The sequence below is a fragment of the Streptomyces pacificus genome, assembly GCF_011766325.1.
In the GTDB taxonomy this organism is placed as follows: domain Bacteria; phylum Actinomycetota; class Actinomycetes; order Streptomycetales; family Streptomycetaceae; genus Streptomyces; species Streptomyces pacificus.
Window position 1 is genome coordinate 407,696 of sequence record NZ_BLLG01000004.1, and the last position, 19,678, is coordinate 427,373.

At 69.8% G+C, this 19,678-nt stretch carries 14 protein-coding genes; 7 read left to right on the forward strand and 7 right to left on the reverse strand.

Annotated elements, in window-relative coordinates:
* The first annotated feature begins 473 nt into the window (after positions 1-473).
* Complete coding sequence (locus SCWH03_RS28555; RefSeq protein ID WP_216854728.1) at positions 474-1,511, forward strand: SEC-C metal-binding domain-containing protein; 1,038 nt, start codon at positions 474-476, stop codon at positions 1,509-1,511.
* Positions 1,512-1,592: 81 nt separating this feature from the next.
* Here SCWH03_RS28555 and SCWH03_RS09225 read toward each other — a convergent pair whose 3' ends face one another.
* Both SCWH03_RS09225 and SCWH03_RS09230 read right to left on the reverse strand, forming a co-directional pair.
* Entirely contained in the window at positions 1,593-3,170 is a 1,578-nt protein-coding gene (locus SCWH03_RS09225; RefSeq protein WP_173263668.1) for a serine/threonine-protein kinase, read from the reverse strand.
* 124 nt (positions 3,171-3,294) lie between these two features.
* Positions 3,295-3,822, reverse strand: a complete 528-nt coding sequence (locus tag SCWH03_RS09230) for an ATP-binding protein (protein WP_173263669.1) — start codon at positions 3,820-3,822, stop codon at positions 3,295-3,297.
* 182 nt (positions 3,823-4,004) lie between these two features.
* Between SCWH03_RS09230 and SCWH03_RS09235 the strand changes: the two genes are divergently transcribed.
* Both SCWH03_RS09235 and SCWH03_RS09240 read left to right on the forward strand, forming a co-directional pair.
* A complete protein-coding gene (locus SCWH03_RS09235; protein WP_173263782.1) occupies positions 4,005-4,853 on the forward strand; it encodes a helix-turn-helix domain-containing protein in 849 nt (282 codons plus the stop codon).
* Positions 4,850-5,170, forward strand: a complete 321-nt coding sequence (locus SCWH03_RS09240) for a DUF397 domain-containing protein (RefSeq protein WP_173263670.1) — start codon at positions 4,850-4,852, stop codon at positions 5,168-5,170. The genes SCWH03_RS09235 and SCWH03_RS09240 overlap by 4 nt, the downstream gene beginning before the upstream one ends.
* 59 nt (positions 5,171-5,229) lie before the next feature.
* Here the strand turns inward: SCWH03_RS09240 and SCWH03_RS09245 are convergent, their stop codons facing one another.
* From SCWH03_RS09245 to SCWH03_RS09260, 4 genes are all read right to left on the reverse strand, one after another.
* The gene (locus SCWH03_RS09245; protein ID WP_173263671.1) at positions 5,230-8,433 is read right to left on the reverse strand and encodes a type I restriction endonuclease subunit R; all 3,204 of its coding nucleotides are present in this window, start codon (positions 8,431-8,433) and stop codon (positions 5,230-5,232) included.
* On the reverse strand, positions 8,430-9,440 hold the full coding sequence (locus tag SCWH03_RS09250; protein ID WP_173263672.1) for a restriction endonuclease subunit S domain-containing protein: 1,011 nt from the start codon (positions 9,438-9,440) through the stop codon (positions 8,430-8,432). The genes SCWH03_RS09245 and SCWH03_RS09250 overlap by 4 nt, the downstream gene beginning before the upstream one ends.
* 287 nt (positions 9,441-9,727) lie before the next feature.
* Positions 9,728-11,719, reverse strand: a complete 1,992-nt coding sequence (locus SCWH03_RS09255) for a type I restriction-modification system subunit M (RefSeq protein WP_173263673.1) — start codon at positions 11,717-11,719, stop codon at positions 9,728-9,730.
* A gap of 89 nt (positions 11,720-11,808) precedes the next feature.
* On the reverse strand, positions 11,809-14,079 hold the full coding sequence (locus SCWH03_RS09260) for an N-6 DNA methylase (protein ID WP_173263674.1): 2,271 nt from the start codon (positions 14,077-14,079) through the stop codon (positions 11,809-11,811).
* A 66-nt stretch (positions 14,080-14,145) separates the two neighbouring features.
* Between SCWH03_RS09260 and SCWH03_RS09265 the strand changes: the two genes are divergently transcribed.
* Positions 14,146-14,340 (forward strand): hypothetical protein, encoded by a 195-nt coding sequence (locus tag SCWH03_RS09265; RefSeq protein WP_173263675.1) that lies wholly within the window; start codon positions 14,146-14,148, stop codon positions 14,338-14,340.
* Here SCWH03_RS09265 and SCWH03_RS09270 read toward each other — a convergent pair.
* On the reverse strand, positions 14,318-15,883 hold the full coding sequence (locus tag SCWH03_RS09270) for an alpha/beta hydrolase (protein ID WP_254076632.1): 1,566 nt from the start codon (positions 15,881-15,883) through the stop codon (positions 14,318-14,320). The two genes, SCWH03_RS09265 and SCWH03_RS09270, sit on opposite strands and share 23 nt — an antisense overlap.
* A gap of 1,164 nt (positions 15,884-17,047) precedes the next feature.
* On the opposite strand from SCWH03_RS09270, the gene SCWH03_RS09275 reads away from it, so the two are divergent.
* From SCWH03_RS09275 to SCWH03_RS09285, 3 genes are all read left to right on the forward strand, one after another.
* Positions 17,048-17,611 (forward strand): hypothetical protein, encoded by a 564-nt coding sequence (locus SCWH03_RS09275; protein ID WP_173263676.1) that lies wholly within the window; start codon positions 17,048-17,050, stop codon positions 17,609-17,611.
* Positions 17,612-17,698: 87 nt separating this feature from the next.
* A complete protein-coding gene (locus SCWH03_RS09280; RefSeq protein ID WP_254076633.1) occupies positions 17,699-18,376 on the forward strand; it encodes an ATP-binding cassette domain-containing protein in 678 nt (225 codons plus the stop codon).
* A complete protein-coding gene (locus SCWH03_RS09285; RefSeq protein WP_173263678.1) occupies positions 18,324-19,268 on the forward strand; it encodes a hypothetical protein in 945 nt (314 codons plus the stop codon). The genes SCWH03_RS09280 and SCWH03_RS09285 overlap by 53 nt, the downstream gene beginning before the upstream one ends.
* The last annotated feature ends 410 nt before the right edge of the window (positions 19,269-19,678 follow it).

Genomic DNA, 19,678 nt, shown 5'->3' on the forward strand with positions numbered 1-19,678 from the left:
TCGGGCATCAGCACTTCGGTGGTGATGCCCGATTTCCTGTTCCCCAGGTCCCTCTCTCGGGTGACGGCCACCGTGCGTCAACCATGTGCCCCGGGATCGTCACCCGCAGGGTCACTTCCCCCGCGAGGCCGACGCTGCAAGTCCTCCGGCAGACGGGACGGGTCCACGTCCAACAGCGGCAGGGCGTCCCGCAGAGCCGCGTTGTCGGCGGCGGCCACCGAAGCCGCGCCGGGTTCGGTCAGCCGGGCCAACTGATCGGCAGGCGCCTTCCGGAGCGTGTCACGGAACACCCGCGCATGCTCATGCTCACCGAACCCTCCCCGTCGCCCCCCACCCCTGATACCGGCGGGGGCCGCCGTGCAGCCGTCTGTGACGGGGCGGGCCCCGGACAATGCGGGCGCGCGTTCCACGGGTGATGCCTCGCGAGGGCTCCGCACGCACCGGGACGCATTGCTTATCGGTAGGGTTTTCCCGTGACCGAACTCGCTGCCTCTGATGCCCCAACAACCGCCTACGGGACCTTTCTTGGCACCCAGCGCGGAGAGCCGTCCGCCGCCATGTGCGAGCGCTGGGCGGATGAGCACGCCGGTGATCCGGAGGAACCACGGGCACTGGTGGACGCCGGATGGCTCACGGTCCGAAACGGCGAGGCCGAGGGGGCTCTGTCTCTGTTCCGGCGCGCCGCCGCCTGCGATGGCGAGTACCGCCTCGACGCCCACGTCGGCATCGTCGACCAGTTGTACGCGCTGGGCCGCGCGACGGAGGCCGAGCACACCCAGGAGGACCTACGGGCTCACCTCGACGCCGAACACACCGGGGAGGCGCGGCTGCGGGTCATCGACGACATGGTCGAGGCGCTGACCGAGGCAGGGCGGTACGAGCGGGCACTTGAGTGGTGCCAGGCGGGCCTGGACCGTATCACCGCAAACGACGACGGCCTTCAGGCCGCCGAGTACCGGCATATGCTGCTCATCGACCGCGGCTTCCTGCGCGGCGAGTTGGGGATCGAGCTTGACGAGGACGACCTCGCCGCAGAGGCGGAGGCGAACGCCTCCTTCGCGGAGTTCCGGGAGGGACTGCGGGGTGCGCTGTCGCAGGGACCGTCGGTGGACGTGCCCGAGGACGGGGAGGCGTTCGACGGAATCGTGCTGCGCTGGGTCCGCGAGGACTTCGCCGCCGTCCGCGCCCGCTGGCTGGAGTCGACCGCCCACTACGGCGACGACTACGACACCTACGCCGAGCGGCTGCAGCGTGAGGCCCGCGCCTACAGCGAGGCCGGCGCTGCCCGTGTCCGGATGGTCAGCGCCACCCTCACCGAGTTCGAGGCGTACACGGACCGGCAGGGCCGTGACAAGGACGCGGCGGAGACCCGGCGTTCCTTCGGCGAGTGGTATGCCCTGACGGGACACCCTGAGCGTGTCCTGTTGTGGCCGCCGGCGCGCAACGGCCCGTGCTGGTGCGACTCGGGCCGCAAGTACAAGAAGTGCTGCGGTGCGCCCGCGAAGAACTGACGCACGGTGGGAGCCGCGGCGGCCGCGAGCCACCGTCCGCTGCGGACGCGAGGCGGTGACCGGCTCACGAGTCCGGCCCGTTCAGGCGCCCCGGCCGTCGGGATCCAGCCGTATCAGCGCCAGGGCCTCGGCGACCTCGGCGGTCAGCTCGTCCGCGGGGCCGTAGACGACGTCGAGGTCGGCGTGCAGCGGTTCGAGGACGACCGCGGCGTCGGCGGCCCGGCCCTGGGCGAGCAGCAGCATGCCGATGTCACGGCGGAGTTCGACGGCTTCCTCGCTGACGTCGCCGTCCACGGACCGGACGACGGCCAGTACCGCTTCGAGCGCCGTGAGCGCCTCCGTCACCTGGCCGAGTTCGGCGCGGCAGCGGGCGGCCTGGGCACGGCAGGCGCGGGCCTGCTCGCCCGTGGGCCCCGAGACCCGTGCGTATGCGTCGGCGAGCGCCGTGAACTCGGGCAGGGCGGCGCGGTAGTCGCCGCCGAGCAGCCGGATCGCCGCCCGCTGCGTGCGCAGTTCCAGCACCTGCCGGTTCTCGGTGCCCAGCGCGCGGGCGGCGGGCTCGATGGCCGCGCTGAGCACCTCCGCGGCCTGGGTGAACCGCTCCTCTTCGAGGAGGGCGTCGGAGTGGGCGTAGGCGTCCTTGATGTCCGCCCGGATCTCGTCCGGTACGGGCACGGGCCCGGGGGCCCGCTCCCCCGGGGGCGCCGGGGCGGCCGCCGGCCGGGGCCGGGAGCGGGGTGCGTACGGGTGGCGGAACAGCCCGGTCGGGTCCGGGGCGCCGGCCGGGCCCGTCTCGCCGGGCGGCGGTTCCTCACCGGCCCGCGGGAGGAGGGGCCGCAGCCGCTCGTACACCTCCTGGACGTCGGCGGGCCGCGCCTCGGGGGCCTTGGCGAGCAGGTGCAGGACGAGTTCCTCCAGCGCGGCCGGGACCTCGGGGCGCAGCCGCCGCAGCGGGGTGGGGGCCTCGTTGACGTGCCGGTACATGAGGGCGAGTTCGCTGTCCGCCTGGAACAGGGCGCGCCCGGCGAGCAGTTCGTGCAGGACGCAGCCCAGCGCGTACAGGTCCGTCCGCGGGGTGACGCGCCCGCCGCGGACCTGCTCGGGCGCCATGTACTGGGAGGTGCCGACCGGGCTCCCGGTCGCGGTCAGCTTGGTGGCGTCGGCGCGCAGGATGGCCGCGATGCCGAAGTCCAGCACCTTCACGGTCCCGTCGCGGGCGACGAGGACGTTCCCCGGCTTGAGGTCCCGGTGGATCACGGGCACCTCGTGGGCGTGCGACAGCACGGTGGCCACCTGCGCGGCCACCGACACGGCCCAGCCGACCGGCAGCGGCCGGACCGGGTCCACGTAGGCGGACAGCCGGACGCCGTCGACCAGCTCCATGACGAGGAACAGGTGCTCATGGGCGTCGTCGAGGACGGCGTCGTAGACCTGCGGCACCCCGGGGTGCCGGATGCGGGCCGTGATCCGGGCCTCGCGCCGGAACCGCCTGGCGAGCTCGTCCGCCATCTGCGGCGAGGTGACGGCCTGCGACCGGATGAGCTTCACCGCCACGGGCCGGTCCAGCACGGAGTCGTAGCCGCGCCAGACGTCGCCCATGCCGCCGTGACTCAGCTCCTCCAGGAGTTCGTAACGTCCGTCGATGATCCGCTGCGGCACCGTGCCCCTGCCCCGTGGTGTTGCTGTCGCCGACGTGGCACCCGGGCTGGTGTCGGCCGGCCCCACGTGTCGGACCAGTGTGGTGGGGTCACGATCTTCCGTCCAGGGAGGCGTACGAGGTACGTCACATCTGGCCGAGAACCGTCTGTGCGGCGTGGTTCCGCCTGTCGTACTCGGCCCACACGACCTTTCCCGGCGCCTCGCCGGGCCGTGGACCCCACCCCCACCGGTCGGCGAGGGCGGCGACGAGGAGCAGACCGCGCCCGTCGGTACGGTCGGCCCCGGGAAGCCGCCGCGCGGGTTCCGGGAGCCGCTCGCCCCGGGTGTCGGCCACCTCGATCCGCACGGTGGAGAGCGGCCCTGCGGACACGGTGAGCCGTACGAGGAAGTCCCGGCCCGGCACCCGGCCGTGGTGCGCGGCGTTCGCGCTGAGTTCGGCCACCAGGAGCACCACGGCGTCATGCTCCTCGGTGCCGTACGGGATCCCCCAGGCGTGCAGCCGCTCCGCACACAACCGGCGGGCGAGCCGGGCGCCCCGGGGTGTGGAGGTGAAACGCATCTCGAAGTGGTGTGCGGGCACGGTGGGTTGGGTGGGGGGAGTGGGCTGCATGAGGTGGGTGGGGGTCGTGGGGTGGGCGGGGTTGTTCGTCATGGCTCCACGGTGGGTCGTGGTGGCGTAGCGTGACCATGGGTGACGCGCCGTCGCGTTCCGCTTGTACGCGGCCGGGCGGTGCGGTGTACGTGCGCGGAAGGGTGGCGGCGGTGCGGCAAGATGACGCGGCGGGCGGACGGGAGCCGGTGGACGTGGTGGAACCGGTGGAACGAGTGCCGGCGATGGAACCGCCCGGGGCGGCGGAACCGGCGGGAAAGCGACCGGAGGACGAGCCCGGGCAGGGTGTGGTCACGGCGTTCGGGCGGCAGTTGAAGCTCTTCCGGACCCGGGCCGGGTTGGGGCGGCCGGAGTTCGGGAAGCTGGTGGGATACGCGGCTCAGTCGATCGCCTCGTTCGAGCAGGGGCGGCGCATCCCGCCGCCGAGGTTCATCGACCGGGCCGACGAGGTACTGGACGCGGGTGGTGTGCTCAAGGCGCTGAAGGATGAGGTGGCGCGGGCGCAGTATCCGGCCTTCTTCCGGGACATGGCGCGGTTGGAGGCGGAGGCGGTGGAGTTGCACGTCTACGACACTCACGTGATCAATGGCTTGCTACAGACAGAGGAGTACGCGCGAGCGGTGTTCCGGATGCGGCGTCCGTTGCTGGACGAGGACACCATCGAGCATCGGGTGTCGGCGCGGTTGGGACGCCAAGCGATCTTCTCGCGCCGAAGGCTGCCAACACTCAGCTTCGTCATCGAGGAGTCGGTACTGACACGGCCCATCGGAGGTCGAGAGGGCATGCGGGGCCAGCTGGAACAACTTCTGCTACACGGCCAGCGGAGGAATGTGGAGATCCAGGTCATGCCCAACGAGCGTGAGGAGCACAGTGGATTGGCGGGCCCTTTCACCTTGATGGAGACGGCGAAGGGGCGCAGGATCGCCTACGTAGAGGTGCAGAAGGACAGCCGCCTCTACACCGATCGCGAGACGGTCAGGGAGATGGAAGCCCAGTACGGCATTCTGCGGGCGCAGGCCCTGACGCCGCGCGAGTCCCTGACCTTCTTCGAGAAACTGCTGGGAGAGAGATGAACGAGAAGTTGCCCGAGCCTCCTCTGTCGGCCCTGGCGTGGTTCAAGAGCAGCTACAGCAGCGGCGAGGGTGGCCAGTGCGTCGAGGTCGCCTGGCGCAAGAGCAGCTACAGCGGTGCCGAAGGCGGCGAGTGCGTCGAGGTCGCCTGGCGCACGAGCAGCTACAGCGGTGCCGAGGGCGGCCAGTGCGTCGAGGTGGCCGCCACCCCCGGCACCGTGCACGTCCGGGACTCCAAGCAGCTGGGCGGGCCCGTGCTCAGCGTGAGCCCCCGGGCGTGGGCCGGGCTCGTGGAGTTGGCGGCCGACCACTCGGCCTGACACGGGAGGGGCCCCGTACACCTCGCGGTGTACGGGGCCCCTGCTCATGCCGAGGGCGGCTACGCCGCGTCGTCCACGCCCTCCTCGCGGCGGATCATCCGCCAGGCGGCACGGCGTGCACTGCGGTCGAGGCTGGACTTGAAGTTGCGGTCCGCGCCGAAGTACTGGCGGCCGAGGCCGGCGATGGAGTCGACGTGGTCGGCCATCTTGTCCGCGAAGACCTTGTCGAAGACCCTGCCGAAGTTGTCCTCGTCGTTGACGACCGCCGCGGCCCGGACCTTGGCGTCGGCCTTGGCCTCCTCGAAGGGCCGGATGACGTCCTGTTCGGTGAAGTCCGTGCCGAACTTGGCGTTGAACTTCTCGATCAGCTCCGACAGGAGGGACTTCTCGGGCTCCTTGGCGCCGCCCGGCCCCTCGCCGAAGCCGGGCATCATCGCGGGCCCCTCGGGGCTGAGGGAGACGTCGTGCTCGCCGGTCCTCTGCACGCGCAGGTGGCTGAGGTCGACCTCGCCGATGTCCACGCCGCCGTCCGTGCGTCCCCGCAGCCGGGTGAGGAGGTAGCGGCCGTAGAGGTGGAGTCGTTCGAGGTCGGGGTCGCGGTAGGGCACGATCTGGGCGAGGAAGCCGTACTTGCGTACGTAGTCGTGGAGGTCGGCGCGGAAGTCCTCGGCCGTCCTGACGTCGTCCTCGTCCTCGTCGTTGTCGCGCAGGGCCTCGTAGCGGGTGACGGCCGGGGACAGCAGGCGGTACAGCTCGGCGTGCAGCTTCTCCCACTTCGCCGGTGATCCGGCTGCCTTCTCCTTCGCCTCGAACCAGGCGGCGGCGAACTCGTCCATCTCGGTCTCGGAGATGATCGGCGCGGACATGACCCGGCTCTGGGCGGTGTAGAGAAGGTTGGGATCCGAGGGGAGGGTGTTCGCCTCCTCGAAGTACGGGCGGAACGCCTCCTTGATGTCCTCGGCCTCGTTGCTGAAGTCCAGGACGGCGAGGTCGGCCTGCGCCTTGCGTTCGGCGGTGCGGTTCAGCCGGGAGAGGGTCTGGACGGCGGCGATACCGGTGAGCTTCTTGTTGACGTACATGGTGGTCAACAGGGGCTGGTCGAAGCCGGTCTGGTACTTCTCCGCCACGACCAGGATCCGGTACTCCTGCTGCCCCTTCGCCCCGGCCTTCACCGCCTTGTCGTCGGCGCGCGTGTAGCCGAAGGCCTTGGGTAGGGCGGTCTCGGACAGCCCGCCGTTCTCCTTCGGCTCGGTGGTCTCCTCGCCGTCGATGGTGAGGGAGCCGGAGAAGGCGACCAGGACGCCCAGGTCCGGATACCTGGTGTGGTAGTCGCGGTCCCTGATGTAGCTCCTGATGGCGCGGGCCATCTGGACGGCGGAGTGCCGGGAGCCGGTCACGACCATGGACTTGGCCCGTCCGCCGAGCCGGCCCCTGGTGTGGGTGACGAAGTGCTCGACGATCACCTGTGCGTGCTGGGAGACGGTCGAGTCGTGGGTGAGGACGTACCGGGCGAGCAGCGAGTTCGCCTTCGCGGGGTCCACTTCGCGCTCGTCCTGGTTGTGGTTCACCAGCTTCCAGTACGTGTTGTACGTGACGTAGTTGCGCAGCGGGTCGAGGATGAACCCTTCCTCGATGGCCTGGCGCATGGAGTACGTGTGGAAGGGGCGGTACGCCGCCTTGCCGTCGACCTGTTCCGGGGTCCCGAAGAGTTCGAGGGTCTTGGACTTGGGCGTGGCGGTGAACGCGAAGTAGGAGAGGTTCGCCGCCCGGGACCGCTCCAGCGCCTTCTTCTTCAGCTTGTCCGTGACGGTGTCGGTGACGGTGACGGTGGTCGCGCCGGCGTCCTCGGAGTCCGAGTCAAGGCCGAGTTCGCGCAGTGCGGCACGGACGGAGGTCGCCGCGTCGCCGGACTGGGAGGAATGGGCCTCGTCGATGACGATCGCGAAGGTGGTGCCCCTGATCTCGGTCGGGTTGCGCTTGAGGTAGTCCAGGAGCGCGGGGAACGAGTGCAGGGTGACGGTGACGATCTTCCCGGTGTCGCGGGAGAGCGCGCGGGCGAGCTGCTCGCTCTTGGCGCCCTGCCGCTCGTCGATCTTGACGACCAGGCCGTCGGTCTGGGAGAAGCTGCCGACCGTCTCGCGAAGCTGGGCGTCGAGGTTCCGGCGGTCGGTGATGACGATGACCTTGTCGAAGACGGGCGCCCCGGGCTTGATGAACCCCGCGGCCAGGGCCTCGGTGTTCAGCATGCGGGGGTCGTTGTCCGCGTGCAGGTCGGAGAGGCGGTGGACGAGCCACCCGATGGTGTTGGACTTGCCGGACCCGGCCGAGGCCATGATCAGGTAGTTCTGTCCGGCGCCGTGGGTGGCCGCGTGGGCGGTGAGCTTCCTGACCGCGTCCCACTGGTGGTAGCGGGGGAAGACCGTGGTGCGGGTGGTACCGCCACCGGGCGTCCTGGTCTTCTGCTGGTGCGCGAACCGCTGGAGCAGATCGAGCCAGTTCTCCCGCTCCCAGACCTGCTCCCAGAGGTAGGAGGTCGCGTACCGGCCGAAGGCGGTGGGAGCGGGGTTTCCGGCGCCGCCGGGGCGGCCGGGGCCCTCGGAGCCGGTGTTGAAGGGCAGAAAGCGCGTGTTCCTGCCCTTGAGGGTGGTCGCGACGAAGACCAGGTCGGGATCGACGGCGAAGTTCGCGACGACCCGGCGGGTGAAGATCGGCTCGGTGGGGTCGCGGTCGGTCCGGTACTGCTCCTTGGCATGCTCGACGCCCTGTCCGGTGAGCGGGTTCTTCAGCTCGGCGGTGGCGACGGGGATGCCGTTCAGGAAGAGGGCGAGGTCGAGCCGGTTGTTCCAGTCGAGCTGCTTGGTGGCGTAGGGCAGCTCGCGGACGACGGTGAGGCGGTTGGCGCGGTAACCGTCGAGGACGGAGGCGTCGGGGACCAGGTTCGGCCTGAAGTAGGCGACGCGGAGGCGTACGCCGCGGTCCTTGACGCCGTTGCGGAGGACGTGGAGCAGGCCGTCGTTGGCGATGGCCTGGTCCAGACGGCGGACGAAGCCGCGCTCGGCCTCGGCGGGGTCGCCGTAGACGGTGCGGAGTTCGTGCCACTCCTCGGCCTGGGTCCTGCGGAGGAACTCGAAGAGTTCGCCCGTGTCCAGGCCGAGATCGGGCTGATAGCCGGCGGGGCTCGCCTCGCGCCAGCCGCGCTCGGTCATGGCGGCGACTATCGCGTCGCCGAACGCGGACTCACTGTGGACCGGGCCGGGGCTCATGCGCTGATTCCCTCCGTGTTGTTGCGTCCGCTGGCGGTGGAGACGTCGAACTGGCCGGTGACGGCGGCGGTGATGAGGGCTTGGCGGCGCTCGGCGAGCATCTGTCCCTGTTGCTGGAACTTGTCCTTCAACGCGTCAAGCCCAGCGACTCGTTCGTCGAGTGCTTTGACGATCCTCTCCTGCCGGGCGAGCGGCAACGACGGGACAGGGATCTTCTTCATCGACCCAATATTGAAATGCGCCTGGATGCTGCCGACCGCATGCTCCGAGACGTGCGCTTGGGCGTACTGAGAGTTCAATACGTACTCAAGGTACCTCGGCGCCATGCTCCTACCTGGACGCACAACAATGAGATCAATACAGTTCGCGCCGGCCAAGTGCGGCGGAACGACTGCCGCCGCGCCAGCCTGACCGGTGCGCACCACGACCACGTCTCCTGCCCGCAGCCGGGACTTCACATTCTCCGCATCCCCTTCGTCGCTAATCCGCACGAGATCGCTGTCTTCGATGACACCAGGTCGGACGTTCAGTCCCCGCAAGGCAGGCGTCCCCCCCGACTCCACGTACCACTTGGCTGGAGTGATGACGATGCCAACGGTGATTCCTTCCACCAGGTACTTGAGCGGAGCCATATCGTGGGCGTGGCTGTCGTGTTCAAGGCCGAGAGCAAGCTCAACCACTCGTTCTCTCTTCAGAGCGAGCAGATCAGTCATCTCACGACGCCTGGTGACGAGGCCGTCGATACGGGCGGTCTCGGCGTCGAGGAAGTCGGCGATGCGACATTGTTCCTCCTGCCGCGGATACGCCCACAGCGAAGAGAAAAAGGTTCCGGTGTCCAGATTCTGGATACCTGTGGTCTGCTTAATCGCGCTCTGCGTCAACCCCTGCCCGTATGCCGCGGCAAGAACATATGTCAGGAAGCGGGGGTCGACACCGGCCGCCGGAGAGAGGCGTGCACAGAAGTTGGAACATACGGACTTTTCTGGGCCCTCGAACAAGACAGCCATCCCCACAGGCTGTTTCTCACCTCCACCCGACTTCTCAAGGATAAGGTCGCCGGGCCGCAAGAGGTATTGCCTGAGCGATGACGCATCGACACGCCTCAACGGGGCGTTATCGATACGCACTCGGCGCCTTGGGCGGTCGAAATCTGCGGCGCGGACGCAGCGAACGTCACTGCCGTCTTCAGCAGGATCACTTCCCCAAGTTCCGTTAGCAGCCTTGGCAATGAGGTTCTTGAGACGTCCTCGCGTCCAACGATCTGGTGCTTGCTGAATCCAGTGGACTGCGGCGGTCACTCCGTCACCTCCCCCAACAGCGCCTGAATCTCCGCCTCCAGAGCCTTCAGCTCCGCGTCGATCTCCGCCAGCGGCCTCGGCGGCTCGTACACGTAGAAGTGCCGCGTGAACGGGATCTCGTAGCCGATCTTCGTCTTCGTGTGGTCGATCCACGCGTCCGGTACGTGCGGGTGGACCTCGCGCTTCAGGTACTCCTCGACGTCCTCGCCCAGCGGGACGTTCTCGTAGTCCCGGAGTTCCGTGTCCGGTTCCGGCTCGCCCTTGACCTTCTGCACCTCGCCCTCGGGGTCGCGGACGCCCACCGCCTCCCGCAGCGCCTTCGCGAACGGCGCGCCGGTCGGCCACAGCAGGCCGGCCGCCACGACGGCGTCCTTGAGGGACACCAGACACTCCGACTTGGTCGCCCACGTCGAGCCCAGCAGCGTACGCACGGCGGCCACGAACGCCTCCGCGTCCGCCAGCTTCTGGACCGGCTTCGCCGCCGCCAGGGCCGTCAGCGTCTCCTCGGTGACCTCGAAGCGGAGCTTGAGCGGGCGTTCGACGGTGATGCGCTGGTAGCCGAAGGCGCTGTTGTCGAAGACCTTGACCTTGGCGTGGAGTTCGTGGTCCGGGTCGGCCGCGGCCTCGACAGCCTCCCTGTACAGGCGGGTCACGTCCGCGATGTGCCGCTTGCCCAGTTCCTTGCGCTTGTCGCCGAGCGACTTGCGCATCTTCTGGAACTGGTCGCGCGCGTCCAGCAGGACGACCCTGCCCTTGTGGTCGGGGGACTTGCGGTTGGTGAGGATCCAGAAGTAGGTGGAGATGCCGGTGTTGTAGAAGAGCTGGTCCGGGAGGGCGACGATCGCCTCCAGCCAGTCGTTCTCCAGGATCCAGCGGCGGATCTCGGACTCGCCCGACCCGGCCGCGCCGGTGAAGAGCGGGGAGCCGTTGAAGACGATGGCGATGCGGGAGCCGCCGCCGCCCTTGGCGTCCACCGGCTTCATCATCGAGATCATGTGCTGGAGGAAGAGGAGCGAGCCGTCGTTGATGCGCGGCAGGCCCGCGGCGAAGCGGCCGGCCTCGCCCATGTGCTTGTGCTCGTACTCGACCTCGTCCTTGACCTTCTTCCACTCCACGCCGAACGGCGGGTTGGCCAGGATGTAGTCGAACCTGTCGCGGCGGTGGGCGGGGTCGCTGAAGGAGTTGCCGAACGCGATGTGCTCCGGGTCCTGCCCCTTGATCATCAGGTCGGACCGGCAGATGGCCCAGGACTCGGGGTTGAGCTCCTGACCGTAGACCGCGACGGTGGCGTCCGGGTTGAGGGACAGGATGTGGTCCTCGGCCGCCGACAGCATGCCGCCGGTGCCGCACGCCGGGTCCATGACCGTGCGCACGACGCCCGGCACCTGCAACGCGTCCCCGTCGGGTGCGATCAGCAGGTTGACCATGAGCTTGATGACCTCGCGGGGGGTGAAGTGCTCACCCGCCGTCTCGTTGGACTGCTCCGCGAAGCGGCGGATCAGTTCCTCGAAGATGTAGCCCATGTTGTGGTTGGGCACGGTCTCCGGATGCAGGTCCAGGTCGGTGAACCTGCCGATGACCTGGTAGAGGAGGTCGGCGCCGTCGAGGCGCTTGATCTGCTGGGCGAACTCGTACTTGTCGAGGACCTCGCGGGCGTTGTCCGAGAAGGCGCCGACGTAGATCTGGAGGTTCTTCGCCGCGTTCCGCGGGTCCGCGGCGATCTTCTTCAGGGTCAGGTCGCTCCTGTTGTAGAAGGAGTGGCCGGAGGCCTTGCGCAGGAAGTACGCGGTGTCGATGTCCTGGCCCTGGAATCGGGCGACGGTCTCGGCGACCTTCTCCCGGGTCGGTTCCAGGACGCACTCGAGCCGGCGCAGCACCGTGAACGGCAGGATGACCTTGCCGTAGTCGGACTGCTTGTAGTCGCCGCGCAGGAGGTCGGCGACGGACCAGGCGTGGTTCGCCAGTTCCGTGTGCTTACTGCTGTTCAAGGGGTTCCCCGGTTTCCTTCCGGACCGTCCCGCCCAACCGGAGCGGGTGCGGACAAGTGTGGTGGATGGGTGCGAAGTTCGGGTGCGGTTCAGGCCGGTTCGGTGCCGGCCGGCGGCCCGGCCGCGGCCGAAGGCGGGCCCTCGGCCGGGAGCAGCGCGCCGCCCGTGAGGCCGTCGGCCAGCAGGGCCGCCGTCTCCTCCGCGAGCCGCGCGGCCCGCCGTGCCCCGGCGCGCAGTCGATGGACGTGCCGGAAGGCCTCGCCGTAGCGGCGCTGCTCGTCCACCGGGAGCAGCGGGACCCGGAGCCGGCCCGGGGCGACGTGCAGGACGGTGCTGCCGGTGGAGGCCCCGGCGACGTTCTCCGCCGAGCCGACGAATCCGGCCAGGAACCAGGAGTCCAGGCGCGCCGGGTCCGGTCGCAGGAGGTGGACCTGCGGGCCGAGGAGCGCGCCGGTGTCGCCGTCGTCGGCGACCCGGGCCATCGGGCCGCCACCGCCCGCGATCGCCCGTACGAGGACGTCCCCGGCGGCGATCACGGGTGCGGTCGTGGCCGCCGGGCCCAGCTCCGCCGGATCACCGGTCGGGCCCGTACCCCGGGCGATGTCGGCGCCGGTGAGGACCGGCGCCGCCGCGGCTGAACCGTCCGGCACGGGGGCTTGGGTGTCCGACACGAGAGCTTTGGTGTCCGGCACGGGGGCTTTGGTGTCCGGCACGGTGCGGAGCAGGGTCAGCGCGCCGCCCCGGGCGAGGTCGGAGGCGTTGGCCGTACGCCACTCCCGGACCGAGCCGCCGGGTGCCGTCCAGCCGGTGAGACCGGCCGTGTCGAGGAGGGCGCGGGCGGACTCGGCCAGCTCGCGGCGGCCGGTCTCCGTACGCGCGGACAGCTCCGCGGGGTCGACGTCCCGGTGCGAGGTGCGGACCCGGCGGGCGGGGGTGAGGTCGACGAGGTCGTCGAGGAGGTCGACGACCGGCACCGTGCGTGCGGTGCCGGGTTCGGCGGCGAACCGGTCCGGGTCGGCGGTGAACGCCTCCCAGTGGGCGAGCGTCCGGGCCGTCAGGCCCGCCCAGTCGATCGGGGCGCGGGAGGGACCCGTACCCGTACGCGGTATGCCGGCCGCCCGTGCGCCGGTGCCCGAAGGGGGTGCGCCGCCGTCCGTGGGGGGTGCGCCGGCCGGGTCGGCGAACAGCACCGACTTCCGCTCCGGGCCGCCCGGTTCGGGCCGGGACAGGACCCACAGGTGCAGGCCCACATGCAGCGGAGGCGCGGCGCCGGGCGGGAGGGCCAGCACGGCCCGCACGACACCGCTGCGCACCAGCTCCGCCCGGATCCGGCGCCCGGAGACGCGGGAGGCGGTGGCGGGCGGCAGGATCAGCACGGCCCGGCCGCCGGGTACGAGGTGGGCGAGGCAGTGCTGCACCCAGGCGAGTTCGGATTCGGAACGGCCCGGTACGCCGTACGCCCAGCGCGGGTCGTAGGCGAGGCGGTCGTGGCCCCAGTCGCGGTCCCCGTACGGCGGGTTGCACACCACCGCGTCCGCCGTCAGGCCGTCGAAGGCGTCCGCGCGCAGGCTGTCGCCGATGCGCACGGTGACCTCGGCGCGCGGCGCGGCGAGGCTCAGGCCGACCGCGGCGCGCCGGGCCTGCACGGGTACGGAGTCCTGGCCGAGGAGTTCGCCGGCGCCGCGCCCGGCGGCGGCCGCCAGGAGCGCGCCGCTGCCGCAGGCCGGGTCCAGGACGCGGGCGGCCCCGGCCGGGAGCAGTGCGGCGACGAGCCGCGCCAGGGGCTCCGGGGTCCCGTAGACGCCGGTCGCGGCGCTGTCGTCGAGTTCCCTCTCCGCGAGCACCGTGAGGGCGGCCGGGGCGCCGGCCTCGCGCACGCAGCGGAGGAGGGCGCGCAGTGCGGTGCCGTCGGAGGCGGAGAAGAGGGGGCTCGCGGGCGCCGGGCCGGGGAGCGAGGCCAGGAGCCCGGCCACCTCCCCGGAGGCGCGGGCGGCGAGTTCGGCATCCGTGAGGCCGGCGAGTTCGGCGTTCTTGAGGCCGGCGAGCGCCGCCGTCTGGTCCGCGGGGCGGCGGGCGAGCGTGAGGACGAAGGCCATGCGACCGGTCGTGCCGTCCGGGTCGGAGGCGTGGAGGCGGACCGCGGTGCGCAGTTCCTCCCGGGGGTCGGCCACCCGCGTGTGACCGCGGGAGCCGAGCCATGCCCGGACGGCCCCGAGGTCGTAGAGCGGGCTGGTGTCGGTGCCGGCGGTCGGTGCGGGGAAGTCGGCGTGGCGCCTGCGCCAGTTGCTGACGGTGGCCCGGGTGACGCCGGCGATGCGGGAGATCTCCGCGGCTGTCACATGGGCTGCGGTCTCGGGCATGGCCTGGCGGCACCTCTCCTCGACGGGGACAGCTCACAGCCTACCCCATCACCCCAACGGAAATTCATGTTTGACAGCGCTTTCACTGGCGTCGGGGAACTCGACGGCATCATCGTCTCGAACGACAACTTCGCCCGCATCGACATCACCGGCAGCGCGCACGGCTGTCACCACCGTTCGGGGCGTGGGGGCGTGCGCGCCCCGGGGGAGGTGAGGTGTGGTGGTGACGAGCCGGGCGTCAGCAGGTCGCGCCTGCCTTGACCGGCTTGAGATGGATGAGGTAGCTGTCCACAGCTTTGTCCACGCAGCTACTGCCCCGCCCGTAGGCGGTGTGGCCCATTGCCTCAAAGGTCAGCAGCATGCCCTTGGGTAGCTGGCGGGCCAGGCTCTGTGCCTCGTGATAGGGCGTGGAGGGGTCGCCGGTAGTGCCCACCACCAGGACCGAGGGGAGACCGTCGGCACTCACACGGTGCGGGCCTGGACCGCGGTGCGGCCAGCCCTTGCAACCAAGCTCGGCGATCACGCTCTCGGCCCCGAAGTCGCCCTCGGCCTGATGGGCCTGGTCGAGGGCCTTCCAGTATGCCTGGGGGTCTTTGGGGTGGGGGATGTCAAGGCAGTCGACGGCGGTGATGGCCACATCGGAGTTGTCGGGGTGGCTCTCCTCCCGCTCATCCTCCTGTGCCTCGCCCTCGCCGGCGCCCTCCTCCCCGGCGGCAATCCTGTCGAGCCGCGTTCCATCACCCCCGGCCGCCTCGCTCAGAGCGCGGGACAGGTCTTCCCACTGCTCCTCGGGGGTGTACATCGAGGTGACGATGGCACTGTGCAGGGCCGCCGTGTCCAGGTCCGATTCGCCGTCGTCGACCGGCAGCGGCTCCTGTTCGGTTTGCGCGTACAGACCGTCGAGCAGCTCATGAATGCCCTCAGGGGTGTCGGCGGGGCAGGCGTCCCCCACCACGTCGGCGCAGTACTCAGCGTAGTCATCGACCGCTGTGCGGAAGCCGACGGCCTGGCTGCGGGCCCGCTCCACCCAGTTGAGCGAGGGGTCGATGGCCCCGTCCAGCACCATCGCTCGTACCCGCCGGGGGAACAGCTCGCCGTACACGGTGCCGAGAAGAGTCCCGTAGGACCAGCCGAGATAGCTCAGCTTGCTATCGCCGAGCGCGGCGCGCAGCACGTCCATGTCGCGGGCGGCGTCGGCCGTTCCCACATACGGCAGGATCGGGCCGCTGTGCCTTCTGCAGGCCGCGACCGCGCTCTCGGCATCAGCCAGAGCAGCCCGGCGCTGCTCGGCCGTTGTGGGGTACAGCGGCTGCGGCACGGCGTCGTCAACCTCCGCCTCTTCCTCAGGGCCGCAGTCCACGGCGGGCTTGCTGCCCGCCACACCGCGCGGGTCGAATCCCACGATGTCGAAGCGGGCCCGTATTCGCTTGCTGAATGACTGAACTCCGCCGTCCTGGAGCAGGGCGACCCCGGACTCTCCGGGGCCGCCGGGATTGACGACCAGCGACCCGCTGCGGCGGGCCGTATCCGTTGCGGCGGCCCGTATGAGGGGGAGAGTGAAGGTCTTGCCATTGTTGGGCGCTGTGTAGTCCATGGGGACCTTCAGCGTGGCGCACTCCTCCTGGCCGCAGGGCTTCCACTGGGGCTTTTGGTGGTAGAAAGCGCGCAGGTCGGCGCGGGCGGCGGGATCGTCGGCGGACGTCTCTGGAGCGTTCTGCGTACAGCCGCTCAGCGAAGTGGCGGCGAGGGCCGCTGCCACTGCCAGGACGACGGCGCGGTGATGGCACTTGACATGGATGAACAAGGGTGTCTGCTCCGGAGTCCGAACGGTGAGCATCGCTTCGGGCATGTCAGCGACCCGGATACGGTACGGACCGGAATCTCACCCTCACGTCATTCTCAGGTAGAGGTTCGTCTCTGTTCCTTGTCCCCAGGGATGACAACCAAGAGAGCGGCACAGCCCTCCGGGGGCGCCGTCGGGCGTCTTACCATCGAGGCCCGGGGGGGACGAGGACCACGGTCGGTTCCTGGAGGGAGCGGAATCCGGGTGTGTGAGGGCCGGTACCCGGCCTCCGGCGCGCGTCCCGTGGTGCCCTACGAGCCCGCACTGCCGCAACAACGAAGATCGCGTCGTCAAGGTTACGGCCTCCCGCTGAGCACGCAAACGGGGTGCGGGCAGACGAAAGCCCCGGTCAGCGGCCGTAGGTGCTGGTGCAGAGCCTGGCGAGGTCGTCGGAGGTGACCCCGGCGGCCTTGCGGCAGAGCTGGCGCATCTGCGGGACCTGCGCGGTCGGCGGGGCTTTGCGCACGCGCGGTGCGGCGGGCTTCGGCCGGGCGGGGGCCTGCCACCGCACCCGCGGCGCCGGCACCCGAATGGTAGACAGCCGCCAGGCGCAGTTCTTGGTACTGGCCGACAGTGAAACGGGTGGATGGCGGGTCGGCGTTGAAGCGCTGACCACGGCGTTCCGGGCCCGATGGGCAGCCGTCGAAATCGATTGGTAGCTCCCAGCTGATCTCACCTCCGCCTGCCGTCCCTTCGGGCTGCGGCGCTGGGGCGCCGGTCCCGGCCGAGCGGCAGGCCGGGAAACGCGCCAGAGGATCCCAGGGGAGCGAGGAGACTTCCGACAGTCCGGGACACGCTGACGCAAGGGGCCAGGTCGTCTGACCGCCGGACTGCGCCGAGACCGCTCATCAGCGCCAAGCGCAGGAGGGCGCCCGTGGACGAGGCGTGGGACTTGTTCCGCCTCGCCGTACAACCACGAAAGACGAGAGAGCCTGGAAACAGCTAAATCATGACAGACACCGATCAATCCCTAAATCTGAGGAAGGCCTGAGCAAGGAATGTGACGCCCGTCACTGCATGGGACGGTTGGGCCTGATGTGATCATTCGTGACCAGACGGCTACAACACCCGCACTTGCGGCAGATGTCGGGGGAGGGATGGCCGTGACAACTGAATGGAGATCAAGTGCGCAAGCGCTTTATGACCATCGCTGCGTCCTGCGGACTCGCGCTGGCGGTCGTGGCGCCCGCCGCTACTGCCCTCGCGGTTGCCGCCGACGACCCGATCGCCGTCAGTGAGGACGGGCAGGCGGTCCAGGCGGAGCAGCTGAGCCCGGAGCAACTGGCGGCCTTCACCAACGAGCCGGTTGCGGAGGGGGTCGACGTCTCGGGAGAGGGAGCCGGGGCCGGGTCGGTGCAGGCTGCTGCCGCCGCGACCAAGTACCGGAAGGCCCAGTTCAAGCGGGGCGGTTCGCTGATGTGGACCCGTGACACCGTGTACTTCGGCTACAACGGGAGCAAGGTCACGTCCTCGAAGGGCTGGCAGGAGAGCGGGCACGTCTTCCCGAATATCGCGAAGAACAACGGGATCACGCGATACCACACCACCTCGTCGACTCACAAGTGGCGTGCGAAGGACACCATCGGTGCCGGTGTCCCCACGCCTTGGGGCGATGTGAAGGCGTACTCGAAGGACTACACGCACTACTTCTCGGGTAGCAAGTCCGGGGCCTGGAACTGGAAGGGCTGAGGTTTCGCGTACGAGCGCGGTGAGCGGCCGGGGCGCCTGTGGATACTCCGGCCGCCCGCTTGTCGCGCCGTACACGGGATGTCACCGATGATCAGTATCAGGAACCTTACGAAGAGCTATGGTGGGCACACGGTTCTGAACAGAGTGTCTGCCGAATTCCGCGCAGGCAGGGTGAGCTACCTCTTGGGCCCGAACGGAGCCGGGAAGACTACCCTTTTCAAGTGCCTGGCCGGCCTGGAAACACACACCGGAACCGTCGAGTTCGACGGCCGTCCACTGGCGGACGTGCGTGAGCATGTCTTCCCAGTGTTCGACGACTGTGCCCTGTACCCGCACTTGTCCGGCTTCGAGAACCTGCACTTCCTCCTTGGCCGGAAGACCCTCTGGGAAGATGTCCGCACGGTCGCGGACGGTGTGCTGGACCGCGCGACGCTGCGCAAGCCGGCCCGGGCGCTGTCCTACGGGCAGCGCAAGAAGCTGTACACGGTGGGCCTGCTGCTGGCCCGGCCCTCGTACGTCGTCCTCGACGAGCTGGCGAACGGCCTGGACTACGACAGCCTGCAGTGGCTGCGCGCCTCGCTGGCGCAGCTCAAGCAGGACAGCGTCGTGGTCGCCTCCGGCCACCAATTCGACTTCTACGACCGTGTGGCGGACGATGTGTTCGCCGTATCCGAGAACGGGCTGAGCAAGCTTGACTTCAACCACGCCGCCGGTGACCGTCTCGAAGACGCGTACCTGGCCCATCACGCGCACGGTCCGCGCTGATCTGCGCTACCAGTGGGCGTCGCGGTACTTCCTGTACACGCTCGTCTGCTTTATGGCGGTCGCGTCGGCTTTCGCTGTGGGCGCGTACGCCACTGCGCACAGCGCGGTGAACAGCCTGCGGCAGGAGTGGGCATTCCTGCACCAAGACGGCGGCTACACCTTCGAGCGGGCCATCGGGCGCGGCAGCGACCCCACCGACGACCCTCTGAAGGAGACCTGGGAGAGCGCCGGGCAGGCCGTGGCCAACCTCCATCCCTTCCAGGGCACCGTCAACCTGCTCCAGGTCCTGTGCTTCGTCATCGGCCCGCTCGTCTTCTTCACCTACGGCGCGATCGCACCGACACGCGACACGCACTACAAGACCCTGAAGTTCCGCGCGGTCCGCGAAGGACCGCGGAGGCTGTTCCTGTCCCAGGCCGTCACCCTGACGGCGGCGGTCACCGCTCTGACCGCGGCAGCCTTCGTCGCAACACTGCTCACCAGCACGGCTCTGCACCTGGCGGTGAACGGACGCGTCGACACCCGGCTGCTCGAAGTGCCTGGCGACCTCTCCCCGGCCGACACCCTGCCGACCCTGGCGATGACGCTCACAACCGGTGTGGTCTTCGCTCTCCTGGGCATGAGCGCGGCGCTCATCGTTCGGCGCCCACTGTACGTGCTGCCGGTGTTCCTGGTCGGTTTCTTCCTCGTGCCCATCCTGGGCCGGTTCGACCCCCGCAACCTCCTGATGGCGATCGCCTACCCACACCTGGAGTTCGTCGGCGGATTCATTCCCCCTGCCCCCGCACCGGTATCAGAGCTCGCCGCCGCCGCGCTCCTGACCGTCGGCACGGCAGTGGTGCTGGCCATCACCTATGCCGTGCACTCGCGCAGATCGCTCTGCACCACGTGAATGCGTCAGTCACCCTCGCGAGGTGCCCGAGCAGGGGTGGCGGTGGCTCTCTCCTGCAGGGGACGCCTTCCCCCCCTCATGGCCTGGCACCGGCCCTGCTGATCCGCCGCTCCACCGTGCCGAACAAGAAGAACGAGAACGGTGAACTCGACCGCGAGGTGGCCTGCTTCCTGTGCCACCACGCCCCCGGCGCCACTCTCGCCGCGCTGGTGACCGCCGTGATGCCCGATCTTCTGTTCCCCGGGGCCATTTCTCGGGTGACGGCCACCAGTGCGTCAACCGTGTGCCCGAGATCGTCACCCGCAGGCTCAGGTCGCAAAGCCCACACCGTCGGGGATCCCGGCCCCGAGACTGGGTGCCGGCGACGACCAGGACCCCTTCCGGATCACCGAGGCCGGGCCACGATCCGC